The organism is Paenibacillus monticola (assembly GCF_009664975.1).
GTDB classification, from domain to species: Bacteria; Bacillota; Bacilli; order Paenibacillales; family Paenibacillaceae; genus Paenibacillus_AQ; species Paenibacillus_AQ monticola.
Window position 1 is genome coordinate 154,139 of sequence record NZ_WJXB01000012.1, and the last position, 23,635, is coordinate 177,773.

Here is a 23,635-nt window from a genome sequence, read left to right on the forward strand (position 1 = left end):
CATGGGAGGGGATGCAGATGATTTCAATTAGTTTGTGCATGATCGTGCGCAATGAAGAAGAAGGATTATTCCATTGTCTCTCTTCAATAAAAGAAATTGTCGATGAGATTGTCATTGTCGATACAGGCTCAACCGATAAGACCAAAGAAGTGGCTTCGCAATTTGGAGCCGTCCTCTATGATTTTGAATGGATCGATAATTTTGCCGCAGCACGGAATTATGCATTCAGTCAGGCAACGCAGGAGTATATCCTATGGTTGGATGCTGATGATACGATCAAGGAACAAGATCAGGCTCTCTTCAAGGAACTGAAGGTGACATTACCCCCTGAAATCCACAGAGTTACCATGCCTTACAATCTGGCTTTTGATAGCGATGGGAACGTGACGTCAAGTCTGCGGCGTAACCGGTTGGTGCGGCGGGACTGTCAATTTCAATGGATTGGCCCTGTGCATGAATACCTGGAGGTTAGCGGTAACGTCTACAACAGTGAGGTTTGCATTACTCATAAAAAAGATAAAGCGCATACGGACCGCAATCTGCAAATTTACCGCAAACGGGTGGAGCGAGGGGAGCAATTTAGCCCACGTGATTTGTATTACTACGCGAATGAACTCCGTGATCACGCTTTTTATCAGGAAGCGGCTGCCTATTATGATCGGTTTCTCACCACCGAGAAAGGATGGGTTGAAGATAATATTCAAGCCTGTCTGAAGCTTGCTGATTGTCAAAAGCACCTTGGAGATCAAGAAAGGGAGTTTCAGGCTATTTGCAAAACACTTCAGTACGACTTGCCTCGGGCGGAGTTTTGCTGCCAAGCTGGTGCCTATTTTGTGGAAAAAGGTCAATATCGACAAGGAATCTACTGGTATAACCTGGCTCTTCAGTTACCAGCTTCAGAGTATTCTATGGGCATAACTAACCGTGCAGCTTCTACCTGGGTGCCGCACCTACAGCTCTGTTTATGTTATGACCGGATGGGGGATCATCTCCAGGCTAATGAGCACAATGAGCTAGCTCTAAGCTTCGCCCCATCTCATCCAAGCATGTTGTACAATAGAAAATACTTTCAAACACTTTTGGGTGCTGAATAAAATAGTATGAGAAAAACGCCTTGCCCCACTTATAAAGGGAGCAAGGCGTTTTTGAATTAAATCATCAGAATCTCACGGATATCCTGCTCGGTCAAGCTGGACAGAGCTTCCTGTCCGGGTTGAATGATTTCATCAATCAGATTTTTTTTCTTCTGTTGCAGCTCGTACATCTTATCTTCCACGGTGCCTTGCGTAACAAGGCGGATAACCTGCACCACATTCTTCTGCCCGATTCGGTGAGCACGGTCGGCAGCTTGCTGTTCGACGGCAGGATTCCACCACAGATCGTAAAGGATTACGGTGTCTGCTCCGGTCAGGTTCAGCCCGGTGCCACCTGCTTTAAGGGAGATCAGGAATAAATCGCGCTCGCCTTCATTAAATTTAGTACACAGTTCAACACGCTGGGAGGCTGGGGTCTGGCCATCCAGATAGAAATGCGGTACCCCTTGAACTCCGAGCTCCCGACCGATCAGACCCAGCATCTGGGTAAATTGCGAGAAGATCAGCATTCGTTTGCCTGAGCTGCGACATTCTTCAATGATCTCCAGTAGCTGCTCGAATTTGGCAGAGCTTCCGGTGTAGCCTGTAACGAATAGGGCAGGGTGGCAGCAGAGCTGGCGCAGACGAGTCAATCCAGACAGAATTTTGATTCGATTGCTGTTGAAGTCGTCGCCATTCAAGTGCTTAAGGGCTTCCTTCTGTAGCTTGGCTAGATAAGCGACATAGAGCTTCTTCTGCTCGGGCAATAGCTCCGAAGCCTGTAGTGTTTCGATTTTGTCGGGCAGTTCTTTTAATACATCGCTCTTTAACCGCCGCAGCAAAAAAGGGCGGACCCGTCTGGCTATGGTTTCTCTAGGCAGGTCATGAAAGGCTTTTTTGCCTGGGAATAGCTCGGGAAAGATTGCGCTGAAGATAGACCATAAATCCTCCAGGGCATTCTCTACGGGGGTACCCGTAAGCGCGAAGCGATACCGGGCCTGCAGTACTTTTACTGCCTGGGCTGTCTGTGTAGTATGGTTCTTAATTACCTGAGCCTCATCCAGAAAGAGGGTGTGGAAGGACTGCTTCGCATACAACTCGGCATCTCTGCGAAGCAATGGATAGGAGGTAATTATGACGTCTGCCCCCACTGTATTTCTTAAAGTCCTGCTGCGCTCTATCAAGGTGCCATCAGCAATGACCGCTTTAATCTCCGGAGCGAACTTTTTAAGTTCGTTATGCCAGTTATAGACAAGAGAAGCAGGAGCAACGACAAGCGCTGGTTGGCCGCCATGCCGGATATCCGGCAGTTCGGAGAGCAGGAAAGCGATGCTCTGCAGTGTTTTGCCCAGTCCCATATCATCAGCCAGAATGCCACCAAAGTGGTAATGGGCCAAGGTCTTCAACCATTGGAACCCATATTGCTGATAGTCCCGCAGCACGGGGACCAGACTGTCCGGTATAGGGAAATCCAGATTCTCAGGATTGTGCATATTGGCAAGCAGCCTTCGGAAGGATCGATCAAGCTTCACGGAGTCGCCATGATTATGAGTAGAGGTTAAGTTCAACCCGCGAAGAACAGGTAGAGAGAATTCTGGGCCTTTGATTTCATTCTTACGGATGCCCAGCTCATTCATATAAGTAATAATCTCTTGGAATTCCTGACTTTCTAGTGGCAGCAAGGCACCGTCAGGCAGACGGTAGAATTTACGCTTCTCCTGAACGGATTGCAGGACGGAGACGATTTCAGACTCCGGTATCCCTTCCATGTTGAACTTGAAATCCAACCAGTCGGTTTTCTCGTTCCAACTAATGCTAACCTTCGGGGGAGTGGTAGCAACGAACAATCGTCCCTTGACAGCAGTAGTGGCATATACCTCTAGTAGCGGCTCGAGTAGTGGAACCGTATGGTATAGAAAATCATATTCTGCATCTTCGTCGCTCATAATATAGCCGCCCTCAGTCATGGTGAAGGATTCATGCTCCATGTGCTCCAGAATCCGGCGTTCTCCTTCATTATCCCGCATGAGAATAACTTCGGTGCCGCGTCCATGCCCTCTTACATCTAAGGGGTTAATGACAATATCTCCATATTGGAACTCCAGTCCGGCGAGCAACCGATCTCTTACCCGATCCAGGTAGAGCCGGGCATGAAGCCGGGCATGTACGATACGGTCAGCGACAGCATCGGCGATGTGTACACGACCCAGCTTCATCAAGCCAGGGATTACCTTGTCCATAAAAGGTTCCATTTGCTCTGGAGTAATGCCGATTCCGTCTCGGCGGGAAGAGGTTAGCATTTTCTTCATCTCTGCCAGACGGCTGCATTCCTGAACTGACAGCTTCAGCAGCTTGCCCTCTGCCAGCACGAGCCCATAATCCTCCATAACCGTAATCTGCTCCAGTCCCTGAACATTCAAGCGGTAGCCTTCGTCTTCCGCCTCACCGAACTCAAAGCTCAGCGGTGGCGCTTCCTCAGACAATTGAATCCCCTCAATCACTTTATCACCTTGCTGGAAATGAACGGAAGGAGCGATTGCAAGAGCGGGATGAAGAGTATTCCAGAAAAAAGGGGGGATAGGCAGCAGCCGATCACCGCCCATCATGCTGCTTGTGTAAGGAGAATAATGACTGACATTATCTCGGTACATACGCTCATTTAACAAGATTTCAATAAGTTTCTGCAGCACATCATTATCTTCCTTCCGAAAGCTGTGCAGAGACGGATCATAACTGAAATGCTTGGAGAATTCAAAAGTCTCCCCGCGGTGCACTTGCGTAAGAAAAGCTCTTATTTTCTGTACAATATATAGACGTTTCGGACCCAGCTTTATTTCTATACCCAGCATGCTATTCCCATAGCTATAGGAGAACGGCCTGCAGATGAATTCTATCGTCAGTGGTATCCTTGCATCCATAAAGGTTCCGGTTCCGCTTGAACGCGGTGGGCTAATCCCGAACATCCCCAGCATACTATTCACGAGCTGTTGATCCCGGGCGGAACTGCCAGTGCTATCGATGGACTCTTTAAAAATCCGCGGGGTAAGGACTCCGACCTCATCAACGGAAGTAGCTCCCGTATGAAGACTGGAAGCAACCGACTGGCTAGAAGGGTCGCTGAAATTTTCAATCTTACGAATGTTTACTAGTACTGCTGCTATATGTTGGCAGTAAGGGCCGCCGTGATAGTAAGCGGGGCAGTTGCATGCTGCATGGACATCCCCGTCGCAATCAATTTCGACCCATACCTCATGACTGTTGTGAACGATGGCTTCGTAACGGGATCGTTCGGAGCTTTGTTCGGATTCGGATTCCGAATAGGTTATTTTTACTTTTCCCGAGTAGTAATAAGCTTCGCCTTGCTCAAAAGCGAGCTTGCCACAAAGTAGCTTGATTACCCGTTCTGGCACACTAAACCCCATAGCAATTATTCCTTTCTGGTGACCACTCACGAACAGTCTGAAATTTATATAGTGTCTATGATAACAGAACAGGCGTACGCTTCAAAGATGCAAGGCTTCAGTTATGAAGAATGCAATGATATATAAAAAACAGGACTTGCTTATGGGGGGCCCACAGACAAGTCCTGTTTTTTATTGTTAGAGTTCACTTGGACGGCGATCCACCGATCCCATGCAAAATAAATCGGATGGTCAGATCAATCTCTTCCTCATCGTTCCATTCCTTCTCAGGCTGCAGCAACAGACGGGTAAGCAAATATCCGGCAGCAGAAGAGATGGTGAAGCGTATGATGGCAGGCGTAGGAACATCAATGAGCTGGCCTTTTTCCTTAAAGTGCTCTGTAATAGCGATTACACGCTCCAGTACTTTACTCAGGACATTCTCCATAAACTGTTCTCTGAGCGCAGGCTGGAAGGGGATTTCCTGGATTACAATCTTGATGATTTTGAAGTTCTTACGGGCGAATTCTAGCCGGTTAACGATAAATGCCCGCAGAAACTCTTCATAGCTGTCAAAAGGTACATCCAATACGCCATTGAAATTACGCAGCACAAAGGGGGCGATCATACGGCTCATCGTGGGTCCGACAATAGCGAGCAGCAATTCTTTCTTCGTCTTGTAATAGCGGAAAATCGTCCCCTCCGCTACCTGCGCCTTTTGAGCAATTTCGCTGGTAGCCGTGGCCGAAAATCCCTTTTCAGAGAACACCTCAATCGCCGCCTGCAGAATAGAAATCTGCTTTGGGGTCATTTTTTCTTCTTTACTAATGGAAAGAAGTTCTTCAATCCACTGCTCATCAGCTGAGTTCTGCCCAGCAGTACTGTCTTCCGCCATGATGGCAACCCTCCAGACATTATTCTATCCACATATCGTAACATAGCTAAGACTACACTTACATTTTGCGATGCTTGCGTAGAGCCCATACATTCAACAGCATGAAGAGGAGCGAAAAGCCAATCAACACGTAGACATCCAGTGCAATTGCACTCCAGCCTTTGCCGCGAATCATGATATTCATCAGCGCTTCTGCGCCATAATATAGGGGTGTCGCAAGGCCTACCCGCTGCAGCCAGAGCGGGAGAGTATCGAGCGGGAACAGACCGCTGAGGAATATTTGGGGCACAATAATGAGCGGGATGAATTGGATCATCTGCAACTCATTAGCAGCAAAGGCCGACAGTAATGTGCCGAGCGTCAAAGCCGCCATGGACAGCAGTAGCGTCATAAGCATGACATATCCGAAACTCCCCGTCATAATAATGCCGAGTACCTGTATGGAATACCAGGAAATCAGCAGTGCCTGCAATACAGTGAATATCCCGAAGCCGCACACATAACCAAGCACAATTTCCCAACGTTTAAGCGGCGTAGAGAGAAGACGCTCCAATGTACCTGTAGTTCGTTCTCGCAGGAAGGAAACACCGGCGATCAGGAATACGAAAAAGAATACGAATACGCCGATCATAATCGGACCGAAACGGTCAATCGTCTTCATATCGGCAGAGCCGTACAAGTAACTAATCTCTGGTTGTACCTGTTTTTCTGACGATAGGAGATTCTGCGAGCTTTGTCCGAGAACCAGCATCACCGCCCGGTTCGCGGTAGGATTGCTTCCTTCCAGTTCAACTTGCATTGCAGTTCCATTCATCGTGATTAAGGCATCAATCTTGCTTTCTTTAAGCGCAGTCTGGCCGAGCTCCATTGTGGTATATGCCATGACCTCCGCATCGTGTTTCTCCAGAGTGGCGGACAGAATCGTCGCTTGGCCGGATACACCGAACTTCGGGACATAAGTTTTCCCGTTGAAGACAAGACTCATCAGACTTAAGACAAGCAGTGGAGCAAGGAACATCAGTGCCATCGTTCGTTTATCATGAATAAACTGCTGAAGAATACGTAAGGTTATCGCTTTGATTCTCATGAACGGACACCTCCGTAGTATAAAAAGGCTTCCTCAATGGAGTCAGTGCTGGTAGCTTGCAGCAATCCTGTAGGGGTATCGACCGCAAGCAACTTGCCATCTCGGATCATAGCGAGCCGATCACATTTTTCCGCTTCATCCATCACATGTGTAGTCAGTACGATGGTTGTTCCTTTGCGGTTCAACGCCTTGAGTTCTTTCCAGATCGACAGACGCAGCACCGGATCGATTCCTACCGTCGGTTCATCTAGAATCAGCACCGGCGGCTCATGCAGCAGGGCAATAGCCAGTGACAAACGGCGTTTCATTCCCCCGGAATATTGGTCCACTCTTTTACGCAAGTGCTCCTCCAGATTTACCAGCTCCATAACAGCCTTAATTCGGCGTGAGCGTTGTTCCCCTTTCAATCCGTATAGTGCAGCGAAGAACTCCAGATTCTCTTTCGCACTAAGTTCTGTGTATAGAGCATCGGACTGAGCCATATAGCCAATTTGCTGTAACATAGCGAGCTTAGGCATTTTGACGCCAAGCACAAATACCTCACCCGAAGTGGTTTCATCAATTCCTGTCAGCAGCTTCACCAGAGTTGTTTTGCCAGAGCCGGAAGGGCCTAGAATGCCAAAGGTTTCAGCTTGCTCTACTTCAAGCGAAATGTTCTCCAATACTTGTTTGTTGCCGAAAGCTCTCCCTACATTGCGTATTGAAATAACAGGATTTCCTGGATTCATTTCGATCTCCTCGATTCCTACAATAATGAGTGAGTACTCACTCATTATTGTAGAGTGGATGAAAGCAATTGTAAATCTTTTTTTGCTGCACACCATAAAAAGATGAAATTTTAATTATTAAGATTTGAGTATGGTTAGTTTGGTTAAATATGGTATGACCTATTAAACTTCCATTGAACTTTTTGTTAACTATAAATGAATTCCAAAATGACAATCGAGAGGATGTTGCTCAATGTATGGTATGAAACTTGTCACCACGGTGGTGATGGTTCTTCTGGCTACAGTAAGTATTACCGCCTGCGGAAATTCGAACACGGCTGCTGGTAAAGCACAGAGTCAGAGTAGTTCTGCGAGCGGAGTTGAAGTTGTACTAGGAGACGCTATTGTTCCAAAACCGGCATACTTGCCCACTGATTTCCCAATACCGGACGGTGCTGACATTACACATTCGGGGGACGACTTGGGAGGCGGAAAGAAATCGGCAATGTTGATCTATGAGACGAACGAGAGTATGGATAGACTGGGAACCACCTATAGAGAGTATGTCAATGATAAAGCGCTTGAACTCGACACTCAAATTGTCGATAGAGATAACCTGATTATTAACGGTAAAGTCGAAGATACGTATTCTTACTCCATTATTGGCAGCAAGCTATCCTCCAAGCCTGGGAGTAGTGAAATAATTGTGACCTGGGTTTTTAATTAATTAGGCTGTTTTATACATTTTGAACCTAAAAAAGTCCTTTTTGGCCAAATGACTGCCCTTACAGTCCTTTAGTCGAAGGGGATTTTTTGTTTTTTTTACCACTTAATATTTCCATAACATTCCTCTGGAACAGAATTAACAATTGTAGACGAGAATTACATTAGCAGTTACCTACATGAAAAGGGTGAGTCTAATTGAAAAATAGTAAATGGTTAAGCGCAACACTGGCTTCGGCACTTCTCGTAACAGTGGGTGCAGGTACTGTATCAGCAGCAAGTAGTTCCAAAAGTGTAAAAGCTGTAGCTGTAAATACAGCTGCTGCCAAGACTTCAACAGTTAAAGAGGGCATCACGACCTGGACTGTGGACGGTACACCGATTGCATTCAACACTATTGATACCAATGGTTACAAGCTGTATTCGCTAAGCCAGGTTGCGGATGAGATTGGAGCCAACCTTATTCTGGGGGCAACGGGCTTTGAACTGAATGACAGTAAAGGGCTACATAGTGTTCTATTAAATACAGGTTCCAAGAGCTATCAAGTAGATGGCGGTCCGCAAGAATTCACAGTTGCACCTGTAATATATAAGGGAAAAGCCTATGTTGAACTGACTAAGTTTGTGACAGCGCTGGGTGGCGAGTTGCAGGCTGGACCTAATACGATTCTCAGCTTTGCACGGCCAGAGGGTGAATTCGATTCCCTGCATTGGACTGCTGATGGAAGTATTGTTGCAAATAAGAGTGATGCAGAAACTGCCCTGTTGCTTAAATTTAGTACACAACCAGGGAATTATGAAATGTTCTCTTCAGATGATAGTGCAGCGGACTTTGCAGTATCCGCTGACCAAGCTTGGGGCGCATACAATGATGACACAGGCCTGCTTAATCTGATTAACCTGTCCAGTGGTGCTATCAAGAAGCTGGGTACAGATAACAGCGTGAAGACGGATCTGGTCTGGTCGCAAGACGGTAAGAAGATCTACTTTGTCCAAGGAGACAAGCAGGAGAAGATCGGTGTAATTTCTGTGGAAACTGGAGTGGTTTCGACCGTTCTGGCTGACAAGGTTGAGAATAAATCTGCATTAAGTATTTCAGCAGATGAGAAGAGTGCTCTTTATATCGTTAACGTAACTGGTGTAGCCAAGAATGACGCTGACAGCACTGAAGATTCTTTGACCGTAGACTTCAGCGGAGCAGGCGAACAGCTGTACAAGCTTGATTTGACCGTCAAGGATGCTAAACCGGCTGCATTGACCACTACGCCTGATAACAAGCTGTATCCTGAAATCTTAGCCGATGGTAGCATCGTCTACCTGAGCGCAGATGCGGATGGCAATGCTGCGAACACATTGAAGACGGTTAAAGCCGATGGAACTAGCGCTGCTATTGCTTTGAATGTTGAAGTTAACTGGTCAACCGCAGTCAGTAATGGACTGATCGCAGCCGGTACTGCCACAGACGGTAAAACAGTCATTTATTCCATTAATGCAAGCGGAGCACCAACAGAGCTGTTCCATACAGCTGAAGACGTCTCAGAAGTAGCTGTATCCACTGACGGAACTAAGCTGGCTATCGTAATTGATGGTAAGCTGTGGGTCATTCAGAATGGCGTCGCTATCCAATTATCCAAATAAATCGTAAAACACATCATAAACCATCATAATTTATCGGCGTAGAGCCGGGAGGAGAAATATTTCATGAAAATTTTCAAAAAATTTACAGCAACGGCTCTTACAGCTATTATTGTCGTAACCGCATCATTCGCAGGGATCGCTGCAGCAGCAGACTCAGTTAAAGGTAAAATCACCGTAAATGGTTCAACGGCACTTCTTCCATTGACACTGCAAGCAGCCAAGGAATTCCAGAAGCTGCACCCTAAGGTGAAGATTGCGGCTTCCGGTAAAGGATCAGTTACTGGACCACAAGCAGTGAAAAAAGGCATCGCTGATATTGGCGCTTGCGACTGGGATGCAAGTATGGACGTTCCAGGTTTCAAAGCTTTTGACGGACAGGTGGCGAATAAAGTAGCCGTAATTCCTTTTGCTACAATTGTAAATAAGAATGTTGCTGTGGATAACTTAACTACAGAACAGCTTCAAGGTATTTTCTCCGGTAAAACAACGAACTGGAAAGAAGTTGGCGGAGCAGATGCAGATATCGTAGTTATCACTCGTGCCTTCGGTTCAGGAACACGTGTTAACTATCAAGCCAAAGCTCTGGCTGGCGGCGACATCACCAAGAAATCTAAGAACTACAAAGAAACAGGTTCAAGCGGTGACATGAAGACAGCCGTTGCAACAACACCTAACTCTATCGGTTATATTGACCTTGTCTATGTAAGTGGTGGCGATATCAAGGCTGTGAAATTCAATGGTGTAGCAGCTTCTACAGATAATGTTATCAACGGTTCTTACAAGATTTGGGCTTACGGTTACTATATGACTAAAGGTCAGCCTACTGGCGTTACCAAACAATTTATCGATTACGTGCAAAGCAAAAAGTTCCAACAAGGTTCCCTGAAAAAGCTTAAATTCATTCCGATTGCAGCAATGAAATAAGATTTATCCAAAGATCATATTGAATGGTAACAGCGGCCAGCTCCGGACTTCATGTGGAGTTGGCCGCTTACAGGAGGGAAAGTATGGGGGCACCAGTCCACAACCTGGCATCCAGGGTAAAGGGGAGCGTTACTGAGGTAACCGCAGACTCCAAACGTCATGGCAGACATCTGCTCAGCAATACGATATTCAAATACTATTTTTTATTTAGCATCCTTGCGCTTTGTTTCGTGCTTGGACTTGTCATTATATTTATCGGCAAAACGGCACTGCTTCTATTCGGCCATATCTCACCTGCGGACTTCTTCCTCTCATTCAATTGGACGCCAGAGGATGAAGCTTTCGGAGCAGCTGCCTTCATCGTAAATACACTTTCACTGACTGCTATAACGCTGTTGATTGCTGTTCCCATCTCCGTGGGTATGGCAGTGCTCTGTGCTGAAATTGCTCCGGTTTGGATGAAGACCTTTATTAGACCCGTATTGGATTTACTGGTCGGTATTCCTTCCATTGTCTATGGGTACCTCGGCCTGACGGTGTTGTTGCCCTTCCTGCGTCAAATCAGCGGACAAAGCTTGGGCGATGGCCTATTGGCTGCAGCGCTCGTGCTGGCACTTATGGTTCTGCCGACGATTTGCCGGATTAGTGACGATGCTATTGTCTCTGTTCCACGCAAGTATCGCGATGCGGCTTATGCGCTTGGTTCTACTCGGCTACAAGTAATTATGCGTGTCGTGCTGCCTGCGGCAAGCAGAGGCATTATCTCAGCAGTAATTCTTGGCATGACCCGCGCAGTGGGAGAGACGATGGCAGTAGTTATGGTTATCGGCAACACCCCTCAGCTGGCGAAGACGCTGTTCACACCAACCTCGGTGCTGACAAGTAATATCGTTATGCAAATCTCCAATGTGGAGTTTGATTCCACCTGGAATTACGCGCTGCATATGATGGCCTTTCTGCTGCTTATTATCTCATTTGTGCTGATTCTGATCATTCGGATATTGGGCAGAAAAAGGAGGGATGCGGCATGAACGGCTTCTCACGCACGAAGTATACTGCGCGCGCACAAAGGAATAACCGGCTCGCAACAATAGGGTTCTATACCCTTGGGGCATTGGTGATGCTGCTCATCTTCTGGATGCTCTTCACTATTCTAAGCAAAGGTCTGCCTTCGCTTAGACCCGATTTCCTGATCAAGAATACGGAAGAAATGGATGCAGGCGGCGGTATCGGCCCCGTGTTGTTCAATTCCTTCTATATCCTGTTTATCTCCCTGCTGATTTCGATTCCTCTCGGAATCGGCGCCGGGATTTATATGGCTGAATATGCACCTGATAACAAGTTTACCGGTGGGCTGCGTATTTGTGTGGAAGCTCTGTCATCAGTGCCTTCTATTGTGTTCGGGCTGCTGGGTCTGGCTATTTTTGCTGAATACTTTGATGTGGGCCTGACCATTCTGGGCGGCGGCGTCAGCTTGGCGCTGCTTAATTTACCGATGCTGGCACGGGTTACGGAAGAAGCCATACGCGCAGTTCCCGGCGAGATCCGGGAGGCCGGCTATGCACTCGGCATGACCAAATTTCACGTCATCCGTACTGTCGTAGTGCCAGTGGCCTTACCTGCAATTGTTACCGGGGTCTGTCTTGTTGCAGGACGCGCATTTGGGGAGTCTGCAGTCATTATTCTCACGGCTGGTCTTAGCACCTCAGGCGAAATGTGGGACTTCAATCTCTTTTCACCGGGTGAGACATTGGCTGTACACTTATGGTATGTACAATCTGAGGCGATTGTAGAGGATGCGAAACAAATTGCTGATAAGTCAGCGGCAGTGCTTGTATTTGTAGTCCTGTTAATCAATTTCGCCTTCCGGTTTCCCTTATGGCTCGGAAATCGCCGTCGTGGACGCTGATACTCCATAAGAGGAATGGATTGCTGCAATCCTCAATTCATATTAAGGCTGTCCTCAGTGAATGAAAGCACACTGGAGGCAGCCTATTTGTATGAGAGAACAGGACAGGGTCAATTGATTAAACCTTCCAATACGACTAGAATGAAAGCAGTTACCAAATTTTGTTCTGCTATTTGGAAATTGACTGACCCATGCGCGACCCGGGAGGTGCAATAAAGATGCCTAATCGTATGTCTGAGCAAGAGTTAAATAAGTTAATTAATATGTTAGAACTGGAACCTGAGTCGGATACTCATATAGCTGCATTTATGCCGATCGATAATTCGAAAGATGAATGTAACGGACGATTGCTAGTTCGGGCTGATAAAATATTTATTCAGGATCCTCTTCCCGGCGGAACACCTGCAGTTATATCAGCTGTACTTCCTGTTCATATCCATGTGAATGGGCTTATCATTTCGATACCAACCGAGGTTACTTCACAGGATACAATTGAATGGGAAATTCTCGAACCCCCGTTGTATGCGATTACCGTTTCTGAAGATAAGCTGCAAGCTTTTTTTACACTGTATTCAACGAAGCGTTATTCATGGAAACTGAATGATCATTCCCCTGTAAGCTGGCTCGAAGTAGATGCAGGAATGAACGCAGAAGTAGTGATCGGGAGTCTTAATCTGAATCAGATTATTTCTGATTTTGAGAAAAGAAAGATTATTCAGAATCTGAACATTTCCGGTATTCATGCCGAGCTGCAGAACCCAACCTATCAGCCGATTGGTGTGGCTAAGGGGAGAGCGGCTGTGCCTGGGGATAGCGCACATGTTGAACTATTTTTCTCGGAGATTATTGAGAATGAGTTCAGTGAAGTCGAAGGGCAGGTCGATTACCGTAGTCATCTCCGCATCCCTTCGACCGTTAGAGGTGAGGTGATTGCTCGCAGAATCCCTGTTGTTGAAGGGATTCCAGGATATGATGTTTACGGAGGCATATTGTACCCGCCACTGCCAACGGATGTTATCATGATCGCCAGCAATAATACCGTACTGCTAGTGAACAATGAAATTCGTGCGCTGCGTGAAGGCAGACCTCGAGTTACGGGGGACAAGATTAAGAGCTTTGACATCTGTACCTCATACATCGTACCCGGCAATGTTAATATTAAATCCGGAAATATATTATTCTCAGGCGACGTTATTATCCATGGCGACGTAGAGGACAACATGATTATTGAATCGCTCGGGAATGTGTATGTTGCAGGCAGCGTTTACACTTCAACTATAACTGCAACTGGGAGCATTCTGGTCAAGGGGAATGTTGCCAACAGTAAGCTGTATTCTGGCTACTTCGGTGTAATGTACAACCGGATCTATAATAGTTCCCAGTTGTTGATAGAGGAAGTGACGCAACTGCAAAAAGCTGTACGGATGCTGACTAAGGCTGTCGAGAGCCGTAAACAGAGTGTGAATTATGGACAAGCTGTCCTTCTCTTGCTGGAGAGCAAGTTCCAGAAGATCCCGCAGATCATTAAAGACTTGCTCACGGTTCTTACCAATATACAGGCTATGTACCATCAAGATCTGCATCAAACTCTGCACTTTTTAAACATCTTTCTGAAGCCGACACAACTGGTAGATTTTCTGAATGATGCATCGCTCAGCGGGTTTATTAATATGCTGGAGGAACTGCATGGTGGTGTGGCTCGGATGCAGGAGAATAAAGTTGAGGTTAATATCGGCAAATGTCAGAATAGCACACTCAAATCAAACGGTGATATTTTGATTCATAGAGACGGAATTGTTCAGAGCGACTTGTTCTCCTCCGGGAATATATCATTTCTTAAGACCTATTCCGTATGCCGGGGCTCCAAGCTGGAGGCGGGAGGGACCATTACAGCTTATCTTGTTGGTGGGGAAAGTGGAGCGCAATCTTACCTCAAGGCTAAACGAAGCATCAGTGTCCGCAAAATGTATCTAGGCAGAATCACTATTGACCGTTATTCAGCAGACATAACAGAGCCAGTAGAGAATAAGGTCTTCGACATTGAAACCGTGAGAATGATTCGCTGAGTTGCTATACCCTTTAATTTCGAACCAGACAATATAACGATTGCTTGAGCATCTTCACTTTTCCTAAGACTCGAGCGATCGATGATCCAGCCTGCGGAGAACTCTAGCTATTAAGCCCTCATCAGCTGGATATTTTATTTTAACAGCATATTATGCCGATAAATCGATGGATTTAGGCTAAATTCGGTAAATAGGAGCATTTTATGCCGTTATTCACCTCTGAATCTAGGGAATTTGCTTCCAAGAGCCGAATTAGAGGCATAAATCTACGTTAATTTGTCTACAAGTGCTGTAAGAGTAACTTTAGCAGCAAAAATTCACGTTAATTAAATCAAGTAGACACCCAGAACGCAGAAATAGCCTTTCCGAAGAAAGGCTATCTCAATGATGTCCCGGGAGGGATTCGAACCCCCGACCGTGCGCTTAGAAGGCGCATGCTCTATCCGGCTGAGCTACCGGGACATGACAGAAAGACTGAAAAGCAAGCAAAATTTATGTTATCATACATAGAGATCAATATCAACTTGTTTTTTTGAAGCTTGTCGTGGATATGCTATAATCTACAATTGATAAAAGTTTCGGAGAAGTCTACAAATAAATATATTGATGCAAGGAGGTGTCCTTATTAAGAATTCGAATTCCCCCGCCAAAGAGAATATCGTGCTGTTTCCGAAAACGCTGGATTATTATCAAATTCAGCTTACGGTAATGCTGGAAAGTGAACGCTACGGGGAAGCGATAGAACTGCTTCGTTTTTTGCTGTTGTGTCAGGGACAGGAAGAACGGCATTATGAGGAATGGCAATCTTTGCTGGAATGGCTGGTAACCGCATTTCCGACAGCAGCCCGGAATGGGGAAGTTGAAGGAGAATTTCACCGCGAGGAAGAAGACCTCAGGGAAGAGGACATGGCCCGAATTCTTGCCAAGGCGAAGCATGACGAAGACGCGGATTATCCCAATAAACTGTTGCTTCGAGTAATGAACGATCCTCTCTCCGAGGCTACGATTCTGGCACTGGAGCAGCTATCCTACCTGGAGGGTGGCGATGTTGACGACGCACTGACTCTCTGGCTGCAGGGGAAGAATATCCATCCTCTGTTGCAATTCCGTACGCTGCAGACCCTCCGCCGACGCGGAGTACAGGGAACCATTCAGTTGATTCGCGGACCTGAAACTGCTCAGGTGGAGATTGAGAGCGTACCGTTGCAGAACGAAGAGTTTCCACCACAGGTTAGTCAGGTGCTGGAGCGGGTGGCTGTGCAGGCTGAGGTACATGAGCCTACACTGTATTATTTTGCCCAAGAGCTCTGGGGACAGTTTGTCATGTCGATCTACGGGTCGATGGAGTACCGGACGCTGCTAGGCGGAGAAGATGCATTGTTGGACATCTGGGCAGGGGCACTGCACCAAATGGTTTCCGAGAGCCTAAACGGCAGTCGTCTCGAGGAAGAGACCCGTGGTATGTACGGGATTACGGATGGCATGCGCTTTCAATTTGAAGGGGCATATCGCTCTCTCAAGGGATTCGTAAAGACTTCTCTACTTGATAAATAATGTAATGTTGTATATAATATAATGGTTATTCTGTGCGTAATTTGCGTGATTATTTTGTAGTGAATTTGTAGTAAACATGTAACCTATTTTGGAGGGAAAAGTATATTATGAAAGCAACCTGGGAAAAAATAGAGAAGAACCTTGGAGTTCTTGAAGTCGAAGTAGAAGCAGAGCGTGTAACTGCTGCACTAGACAAAGCTTTTAATAAAGTGGTTAAGAAGGCCAATGTACCTGGATTCCGTAAAGGTAAAGTGCCGCGTCCGATTTTTGAATCCCGTTTCGGTGTAGAAAGCTTGTACCAAGATGCTATCGACATTCTCCTTCCTGAAGCTTACGGCGAAGCGGTTGAACAAACCGACATCTTCCCTGTAGACCGTCCTGAAGTAGATATCGAGCAATTTGCTAAAGGTCAACCCTTTATCTTCAAAGCGAAGGTTACGGTTAAACCAGAAGTGAAACTTGGCGAATACAAAGGCTTGGAAGTTCCGGTTCAGAAAGCAGAAGTTACAGAAGAAGAAATGGCTGCTGAGTTGGCACGTCTGCAAGAACGTCATGCTGAACTCGTTGTTATTGAAGAAGGAACTGCAATCAACGGCGACATCGCAGTAATCGATTTTGACGGTTCTGTAGACGGCGTGCAGTTCGAAGGCGGACAAGCAGAACGTCACTCTCTTGAACTAGGCAGCAATTCTTTCATTCCTGGTTTTGAAGAACAAGTTGTAGGCATGGGCACTGGAGATCTTAAGGATGTTGAAGTTACCTTCCCTGATACTTACCATGCTGAGAACCTTCAAGGCAAAGTAGCAGTATTCAAAGTGAAGTTGCATGAAATCAAACGCAAACAGCTTCCTGAGCTGGACGATGAATTCGCTAAAGATGTAAGTGAATTCGAAACGCTGGAAGAGTATTCAGCAGACCTCAAAGCACAGTTGGAATCCCGTAAACAGGATGAGCTGAAGGGCGTTCGTGAAAATGCTGTTGTAGATTTGGCTGCAGCTAACGCTGAAGTTGAAATTCCAGAATCGATGATTGCCAGTGAAGTAGAAACAATGGTTCGCGATTTCGACAACCGTCTTCGTCAACAAGGAATGAACATGGATATGTTCCTTAGCTTCTCGGGTCAGACCCGTGAAGATTTGCAGAACCAAATGAAGGGCGATGCTGAGAAACGCGTTCGCAACAATTTGGTACTGGAAGTTATCGCTAAACAAGAGAACATTGAAGTTTCTGAAGAAGAAGTAACTCAGGAATTGGCTGATATGGCTGAATCCTTCAAACGTACACCTGACGAAATCCGCAACATTCTGGCAGCTAACGGTACATTGAACAGCCTGAATGATGAAATTTCGTTACGCAAAACGATCGAATTCCTCGTTAGCAATAGTGTAGAAGTTGAAGCGCCGGCTGTTGAAGCGGTAGAAGAAGCTGTAACTGAAGAAGCAAAGGCTGAGTAATTAGCGACAGTATTACCTAGAACGGCCAAGTTAGAGGGCCTCCATAAACAATAGAGAAGGCACGTATCTTTTAGTACGTGCCTTCTCTATATAATTTTGGGAGCCGTAGTCTTCTTGAGTATCCTCTTGGAGTGTGAATTGTGGTACATAGCTGCAGTTATGTAGCAGCATTGGCATTTGAGTGAGAAATGAGTTATACTCTCATCCACATAAGCAATTTGAATATCTACAGCAGTGAAAAAATGACATGGCGCTGTGAACGTGTTAAAATATTTTTGAAACGGAAAGACTAATTTATATAGAGAAAAGAGGTTGGTGGCATGAGTCTGGTACCAATGGTTGTGGAAACGACAAGTCGGGGAGAACGCTCATACGATATCTATTCCAGATTGCTGAAGGATCGCATCATTTTCCTGAGTAGTGCGATTGACGATGATGTCGCCAATCTGGTTATAGCTCAATTGCTATTTCTTGCAGCAGATGACCCTGAAAAGGACATTCACTTGTACCTCAACTCGCCCGGTGGTTCTGTAACAGCCGGCATGGGTATATATGATACAATGCAATATATCAAACCGGATGTTTCAACGATTTGTGTGGGTATGGCAGCAAGTATGGGATCACTGCTGTTGACAGCAGGGGCACCAGGTAAAAGATATGCACTGACCAACGCCGAAGTGATGATTCATCAACCGCTTGGTGGGGTTCAGGGTCAAGCATCCGATATCCGGATTCATACGGACTGGATTATCAAGACCAAACAGAAGCTCAATCAGATTTATGTAGAACGCACTGGTCAGACCCTTGAAAAAATCGAACGGGATACAGACCGTGACAACTTCATGAGCGCGGAAGAAGCCAAGGAATACGGGCTTATTGATCAAGTACTTTCTTCACCGATCAAATCTTAAAGGGGTGGTTAGATGTTTAAATTTAATGATGAAAAAGGTCAGCTGAAATGTTCCTTCTGCGGCAAATCACAAGAGCAGGTTCGTAAGCTTGTAGCAGGACCAGGCGTTTATATATGTGACGAATGTATCGAATTGTGTACTGAAATTGTGGAAGAAGAGCTTGGATCTGAGGAAGAACTGGATCTTAAGGATATTCCGAAACCAATGGAAATTCGCAATATTCTCGATCAATATGTAATCGGCCAAGAGCAGGCGAAGAAATCACTATCCGTGGCAGTCTATAATCACTACAAGCGTGTGAATAGTCAGAGTAAAATCGAAGACGTTGAACTCACGAAGAGTAATATTCTATTGCTCGGTCCGACGGGTTCAGGTAAGACATTGCTGGCGCAGACGATGGCGAAGATCATCAACGTTCCTTTTGCTATAGCAGACGCTACTTCCTTAACGGAAGCTGGTTATGTTGGCGAAGATGTGGAGAACATTCTGCTGAAGCTGATTCAGGCTGCTGATTATGATGTAGAGAAAGCCGAACGCGGTATTATCTATATAGACGAGATTGACAAAGTAGCACGCAAATCGGAGAATCCGTCTATTACTCGTGACGTATCCGGAGAAGGCGTACAACAGGCGCTCTTGAAGATTCTCGAAGGAACTGTGGCTTCCGTACCTCCGCAAGGTGGACGTAAGCATCCACATCAGGAATTCATTCAGATCGATACGACGAACATTCTGTTCATCGTTGGCGGAGCCTTTGATGGTCTGGAGCAAATGATCAAACGCCGTATCGGCAAAAAAGTCATTGGCTTTAATTCAGCTGTTGAAGGACAAAAAGATCTGAAAACTGGCGAATACCTTTCCATGGTATTGCCGGAGGATCTGCTCAAATTCGGACTTATTCCTGAGTTTGTAGGTCGCTTACCGATTATCTCCACTTTGGAGCCGCTTGACGAGAATACACTGGTACGTATTCTTTCCGAGCCGAAGAACGCACTCACGAAGCAGTATATCAAGCTGCTGGAAATGGATAACGTTGCGCTGAAGTTCGAACCGCTGGCCTTGGAAGCTATTGCCAAGGAAGCGATCAAACGCAATACGGGAGCCCGTGGACTGCGCGCCATTATCGAAAGCATCATGTTGGATGTGATGTATGAGGTTCCTTCACGCGATGATATCAAGGATTGTGTCATCACAGAGAAGGTTGTTCAGGATAAGTCAATGCCTGAGCTAGGGATCAAGAAAGACAAGAAGCAAGAGGAAAGCGCATAAGCTTTCCGCTCACTTTAACAATACATGCCACAGTCTCCACCTTTCTTCCGCTTTCCCGCTTCAAAGGCGGGAGCGAAGGGGTGGAGCTTTGGCGTTATGGGGGAGAAAATCATGTTCTTGAGACATCAGACACGTCCTGTCAACGTTGGCGGGCTCATTATTGGGGGAAACAACGAGGTTGCTATTCAAAGCATGTGTACCACCAAAACTGCAGATGTCGAAGCAACTGTAGCTGAAATATTGCGGTTGGAGGAAGCCGGCTGTCAATTGGTACGCGTAACGGTCAACAATGAAGAGGCCGCTGCAGCCATCAAGGAAATCAAGAAGCAGATTCATATCCCGCTAGTAGCAGATATCCATTTTAACTATAAGCTGGCGCTTATGGCTATTGAGAACGGTATCGACAAGGTACGTATTAATCCCGGTAATATTGGCCGTCGTGATAAGGTAGAGGCGGTGGTTAAAGCATGCAAGGAGAAGGGCATTCCCATCCGGATCGGCGTGAATGCCGGTTCGCTGGAGAGTCATCTGCTGGAGAAATACGGTTACCCCACACCGGAAGCTATGGTCGAGAGCGCCCTATTTCATATTGGAATTCTGGAAGAACTGGATTTTCACGACATTATCGTTTCTTTAAAAGCATCCGATGTACCTATGGCCATCGAAGCCTACCGTCAAGCAGCGCTGGTTATCCCTTATCCGCTGCATCTGGGCATTACTGAATCCGGCACGTTGTTTGCCGGTACAGTCAAGAGCTCGGCAGGTATCGGCGCCTTGCTCTCCATGGGCATTGGCAGCACCGTACGTATCTCGCTCAGTGCTGATCCAGTTGAAGAAGTCAAGGTAGCGCGTGAGCTGCTCAAGACCTTCGGTCTGATCTCTAACGCGGCAACACTGATCTCTTGCCCGACCTGTGGGCGGTTGGATATCGATCTATTCTCTATCGCTAACGAAGTGGAAGAATACATTTCCAAGCTCAAGGTGCCGATTAAGGTATCCGTCCTGGGTTGCGCCGTCAACGGTCCCGGCGAAGCTCGTGAAGCAGATATTGGTATCGCTGGTGCCCGTGGCGAAGGACTACTGTTCCGCTATGGACAAATGATCCGAAAAGTACCGGAAGCCGATCTCGTTTCTGAGCTGAAGAAAGAGATTGATGCTATCGTTGTCGCATTCGAGGCGACGGGTGAGATCCCTGGCCGTAAGCATGCTGGACTGGCTCCAGCTGTTCAAGTAGGCAACTCAGAGAAATAGTCCCGGAGAATGAAGCAGATTGAACTCATCCTGATACACATTATTGGAAAGTGAAACGTCCCGTCTCGCACCGTATCAATCGGTAGCGGAGCGGGACGTTTTTTTTACAAGTTGAGAAGGAATATGAAATTCACTGAATGAGATTATTTTGTTGGGCTCCTGGACTTGCTAGTTGTGGATGGGACCAGCTTCTTTCTGATTACAGCCGTCAAATATACAAGAAGGGGGAATAACAGCAGATGAAGGAATGAGAATTTCCACCATACCTGCTGGATAATGTTGTTGATATATACAGTGTTGATATATGTATTCCAGGCAATAATGATGAACAATACAGCCAGGGGATAAATCAGATGATTTTGTCTTTGGAGCCCAAAAACGTTGCGCAGTCCTTGAAGCAAGGACAGAAAGAGCAGTGAGATTTTAATGAAGAAGGTCAGGATCCAAATGGTAACTAGTATGCCTTCCACCCGCTGCAGAAAATTGCCGATGTTAATGGTTTTGGCCAGAGCGAATGCCGGGAAGGTGCTGTTCTCTGTCTGTTCAATACCAAGCACCAGCACGCTTAACAGTACGATAACACTAAGCAGCAGCCCCCCCATAGAGGTTCCCCAGAGAAATGCCCGTTCACCCCTATGTTTCTGCGTCACCAGTGGCAAGAACACCATTAGTACAATCATCTCCTGAAACATGGCTGACTGGAATCCCGCGGTAAGAACAGGAAGCCAGCCATCCTCCAAAATAGGCATAATATGATTCCATTGAATTTGCGGCACTAAGGTTAGGACTAGAATCAGCAGTAGAAGCAGGATCCAGGGAAACATTAACTCTCCGAATCTGGCCAGTACGACAATCCCCATGCGGGCACTCACAATGGCAGCAATCAGAAAAACAATCTGAATCGCTTCAATCGGCGTCTCCGGCATGAATTCACTGGTTATAAAAAAACCAAGGTCTCCCAGCAGCGTTCCAGTGAGAATTAAAAAATAGAAAAGGTAGATCAGGGTAAGGGCTTTACCTAGCCATTTGCCTAGTACCATTTCCATGATGCCAAACAGCGACTTGCCCGGATGCAACCTTGAGAGGGCAATGTACAGCAGCACCATTACAATGTTGATTAACAGACTGCATAAGGAAGCCAGCCAGGCATCTTCTCGCGCCACACGAGCCATCCCGCTCGGTGTAACGAGAATGGAGGTTCCGACCGTCAAACCGAAAGTCAGGATGGTAAATTGCAATGTACTTATTTTCGTCTGCTTCATCATGGTAATCTTCACCCCTTCCTATTTGGGAGATCCGCCGGGCAGTAGCAGCATGAAGCTGCGTATCCAATCCAGCGGCCTTGCCTGGGTCAGGCCGGTCATGTTGGCAAGCACTGCCGCTATGGCAATTGCCCAAACGCCATAAAAGACGGCCATATCCGGCAGTGAATGGAGTCTGACGAGCTGTGGCGTTTCCAGCAACAGTACGATTAGCAGAAACAGCAGCAGAAGCAGACTCCAGCTCATTTTAGTTCCAACTCCCTCTTCTGCGGCTGAATGACAGAGCCAATTCGCCGGATGGTCACACTGGTGCGAACACTGATCTTGACCGTTCGGAACCTGTCCTCCCAACGCTTGCGATAGCTTCTCCAAATATCGGGATATTGGCGGTGCAGTGCTTCACCAAAACCGAAAATGTCAGAACCATATTTCTCTTGAACCTCCTTGATATCCCTTTTTATATTCACAATGAACTTTTTCTCTATCCTGCTCCTGATATTTTCGATGCTGGAAGTTTTGCTGAGATCGATTGTGCTTTGGATTGCTGTCAGATTGGCTTCTGTCTTCAGGTTCAGAGTAAATTCCGGCTCGTTTTCGGGGTTCAGCTTAATGTCAATGGAACTGTCTGCCTTGGTTATGAGGAACGCGACGGTGCCGCCTTCACAAGTGACGTTACCCGTTGTAGAATTAACCTCATTTAATACATAGTTAAGTGATTTGCTCGAAGCTTCTCCAAGCCAGCCGACCAGGCGGTCCTTTTGAAATACGGCAATTCCCGCATGCTGAATCAAGGATTTTGGGGTGATGGTCTGCAAATTTTTGATGGATCCCCCCTCAGACACATCATCTTTCAGCTGCACTCCCGACATCACTGGATTGGAGCCACCGCGTTCAAGCTCAATAATGAACTGCTGCAGGGTGACTTTTCCGGTAGCCGCCCAATTCTTATGCGCGACGAGAATGGAGGAATAGAGGGAATTGGCGGGGATATGCTCAAATGGAGTGATGACCTCGAGTATTTCCGAGGCTTTGGAGTTCTTGGCTACCAGTAAAAAGAAATCGGTGCGCAGCTGATGATTGCGGTTAATGAAGTCAAGCACATCGCTGACCCCCTCTCGTGCCACCTCTTCACCGAAGACAAGCACCCGAATATGGGATAAATACAGGATGCGCGGGGTTGTGCTGAGCATCCGTTGAAGTGCATCGGGAAGCGTTTTGCCTACCGCTTTGTAAGTGATGACTGGCAAGCTTCCGCTGGAGCCTCCTGACGGTCCGCCGGCTTCACTGGAATTCATGACCTGCGCGGATACCTCGTAGCCCTCTGGGACGGAATCAATTCCGAGCGCCATCACGATAGCCAGTTCGTTCAGTTCTTTTCGGCTCCAGCACCCGGACAGCAGCGTCAGACTTATAAGCAGAAGGATACTTCCAACTTTTTTTCCCCACATAGCTAGCTCTCCTCCCCGTGTCTTGAGATGTTTACAGGAATATGAATGCACTCTTGTTAAGAG

19 protein-coding genes and 1 tRNA gene are annotated in these 23,635 nt (G+C 46.6%); 12 read left to right on the forward strand and 8 right to left on the reverse strand.

The window, feature by feature from the left end:
* The first annotated feature begins 17 nt into the window (after nt 1-17).
* Entirely contained in the window at nt 18-1,094 is a 1,077-nt protein-coding gene (locus tag GJB61_RS24600; protein WP_154121664.1) for a glycosyltransferase family 2 protein, read from the forward strand.
* A 56-nt stretch (nt 1,095-1,150) separates the two neighbouring features.
* Here the strand turns inward: GJB61_RS24600 and GJB61_RS24605 are convergent, their stop codons facing one another.
* The 4 genes from GJB61_RS24605 to GJB61_RS24620 form a co-directional block, all read right to left on the reverse strand.
* Complete coding sequence (locus tag GJB61_RS24605) at nt 1,151-4,495, reverse strand: DEAD/DEAH box helicase (protein WP_154121665.1); 3,345 nt, start codon at nt 4,493-4,495, stop codon at nt 1,151-1,153.
* Nucleotides 4,496-4,679: 184 nt separating this feature from the next.
* The gene (locus GJB61_RS24610; RefSeq protein WP_154121666.1) at nt 4,680-5,369 is read right to left on the reverse strand and encodes a TetR/AcrR family transcriptional regulator; all 690 of its coding nucleotides are present in this window, start codon (nt 5,367-5,369) and stop codon (nt 4,680-4,682) included.
* A 58-nt stretch (nt 5,370-5,427) separates the two neighbouring features.
* Nucleotides 5,428-6,456, reverse strand: coding sequence for an ABC transporter permease (locus tag GJB61_RS24615; RefSeq protein ID WP_154121667.1), 1,029 nt, complete (start codon nt 6,454-6,456; stop codon nt 5,428-5,430).
* On the reverse strand, nt 6,453-7,184 hold the full coding sequence (locus GJB61_RS24620) for an ABC transporter ATP-binding protein (protein ID WP_154121668.1): 732 nt from the start codon (nt 7,182-7,184) through the stop codon (nt 6,453-6,455). Before GJB61_RS24620 ends, GJB61_RS24615 begins: the two co-directional genes overlap by 4 nt.
* Before the next feature lie 232 nt (nt 7,185-7,416).
* Here GJB61_RS24620 and GJB61_RS24625 point away from each other — a divergent pair, with 232 nt between their 5' ends.
* The 6 genes from GJB61_RS24625 (at nt 7,417) to GJB61_RS24650 (ending at nt 14,423) form a co-directional block, all read left to right on the forward strand.
* The gene (locus GJB61_RS24625) at nt 7,417-7,890 is read left to right on the forward strand and encodes a hypothetical protein (protein ID WP_154121669.1); all 474 of its coding nucleotides are present in this window, start codon (nt 7,417-7,419) and stop codon (nt 7,888-7,890) included.
* 194 nt (nt 7,891-8,084) lie between these two features.
* Nucleotides 8,085-9,524: a TolB family protein gene (locus tag GJB61_RS24630; RefSeq protein WP_154121670.1), complete on the forward strand. Its 1,440-nt coding sequence runs from the start codon at nt 8,085-8,087 to the stop codon at nt 9,522-9,524.
* Between the two features lie 63 nt (nt 9,525-9,587).
* On the forward strand, nt 9,588-10,448 hold the full coding sequence (locus tag GJB61_RS24635) for a phosphate ABC transporter substrate-binding protein (protein WP_154121671.1): 861 nt from the start codon (nt 9,588-9,590) through the stop codon (nt 10,446-10,448).
* A gap of 83 nt (nt 10,449-10,531) precedes the next feature.
* Nucleotides 10,532-11,479 (forward strand): phosphate ABC transporter permease subunit PstC, encoded by a 948-nt coding sequence (gene pstC / locus GJB61_RS24640; protein WP_154121672.1) that lies wholly within the window; start codon nt 10,532-10,534, stop codon nt 11,477-11,479.
* Complete coding sequence (gene pstA / locus GJB61_RS24645; protein WP_154121673.1) at nt 11,476-12,357, forward strand: phosphate ABC transporter permease PstA; 882 nt, start codon at nt 11,476-11,478, stop codon at nt 12,355-12,357. Before pstC ends, pstA begins: the two co-directional genes overlap by 4 nt.
* Before the next feature lie 218 nt (nt 12,358-12,575).
* Nucleotides 12,576-14,423 (forward strand): FapA family protein, encoded by a 1,848-nt coding sequence (locus GJB61_RS24650; protein WP_195724462.1) that lies wholly within the window; start codon nt 12,576-12,578, stop codon nt 14,421-14,423.
* 388 nt (nt 14,424-14,811) lie between these two features.
* Here the strand turns inward: GJB61_RS24650 and GJB61_RS24655 are convergent.
* Nucleotides 14,812-14,885, reverse strand: a tRNA-Arg gene (locus tag GJB61_RS24655).
* A 144-nt stretch (nt 14,886-15,029) separates the two neighbouring features.
* On the opposite strand from GJB61_RS24655, the gene GJB61_RS24660 reads away from it, so the two are divergent.
* From GJB61_RS24660 to ispG, 5 genes are all read left to right on the forward strand, one after another.
* Nucleotides 15,030-15,977, forward strand: coding sequence for a hypothetical protein (locus GJB61_RS24660; protein WP_154121752.1), 948 nt, complete (start codon nt 15,030-15,032; stop codon nt 15,975-15,977).
* Between the two features lie 107 nt (nt 15,978-16,084).
* On the forward strand, nt 16,085-17,431 hold the full coding sequence (gene tig, locus GJB61_RS24665) for a trigger factor (RefSeq protein ID WP_154121675.1): 1,347 nt from the start codon (nt 16,085-16,087) through the stop codon (nt 17,429-17,431).
* A gap of 320 nt (nt 17,432-17,751) precedes the next feature.
* Nucleotides 17,752-18,342: an ATP-dependent Clp endopeptidase proteolytic subunit ClpP gene (gene clpP / locus GJB61_RS24670; protein ID WP_154121676.1), complete on the forward strand. Its 591-nt coding sequence runs from the start codon at nt 17,752-17,754 to the stop codon at nt 18,340-18,342.
* Nucleotides 18,343-18,354: 12 nt separating this feature from the next.
* Nucleotides 18,355-19,611: an ATP-dependent protease ATP-binding subunit ClpX gene (clpX, locus tag GJB61_RS24675; protein WP_154121677.1), complete on the forward strand. Its 1,257-nt coding sequence runs from the start codon at nt 18,355-18,357 to the stop codon at nt 19,609-19,611.
* A 111-nt stretch (nt 19,612-19,722) separates the two neighbouring features.
* Complete coding sequence (gene ispG / locus GJB61_RS24680; RefSeq protein ID WP_154121678.1) at nt 19,723-20,862, forward strand: flavodoxin-dependent (E)-4-hydroxy-3-methylbut-2-enyl-diphosphate synthase; 1,140 nt, start codon at nt 19,723-19,725, stop codon at nt 20,860-20,862.
* 143 nt (nt 20,863-21,005) lie between these two features.
* Here the strand turns inward: ispG and GJB61_RS24685 are convergent, their stop codons facing one another.
* Genes GJB61_RS24685 through GJB61_RS24695 form a run of 3 tightly spaced genes read right to left on the reverse strand, consistent with a single transcriptional unit; the run spans nt 21,006 to nt 23,572 of the window.
* Nucleotides 21,006-22,127, reverse strand: coding sequence for a GerAB/ArcD/ProY family transporter (locus tag GJB61_RS24685; protein WP_154121679.1), 1,122 nt, complete (start codon nt 22,125-22,127; stop codon nt 21,006-21,008).
* Between the two features lie 18 nt (nt 22,128-22,145).
* Complete coding sequence (locus GJB61_RS24690; protein ID WP_154121680.1) at nt 22,146-22,370, reverse strand: hypothetical protein; 225 nt, start codon at nt 22,368-22,370, stop codon at nt 22,146-22,148.
* Nucleotides 22,367-23,572 carry a Ger(x)C family spore germination protein gene (locus GJB61_RS24695; RefSeq protein ID WP_154121681.1) on the reverse strand — a complete coding sequence of 402 codons (1,206 nt, stop codon included), beginning with the start codon at nt 23,570-23,572 and terminating at the stop codon, nt 22,367-22,369. The genes GJB61_RS24690 and GJB61_RS24695 overlap by 4 nt, the downstream gene beginning before the upstream one ends.
* Between the last annotated feature and the right edge of the window lie 63 nt (nt 23,573-23,635).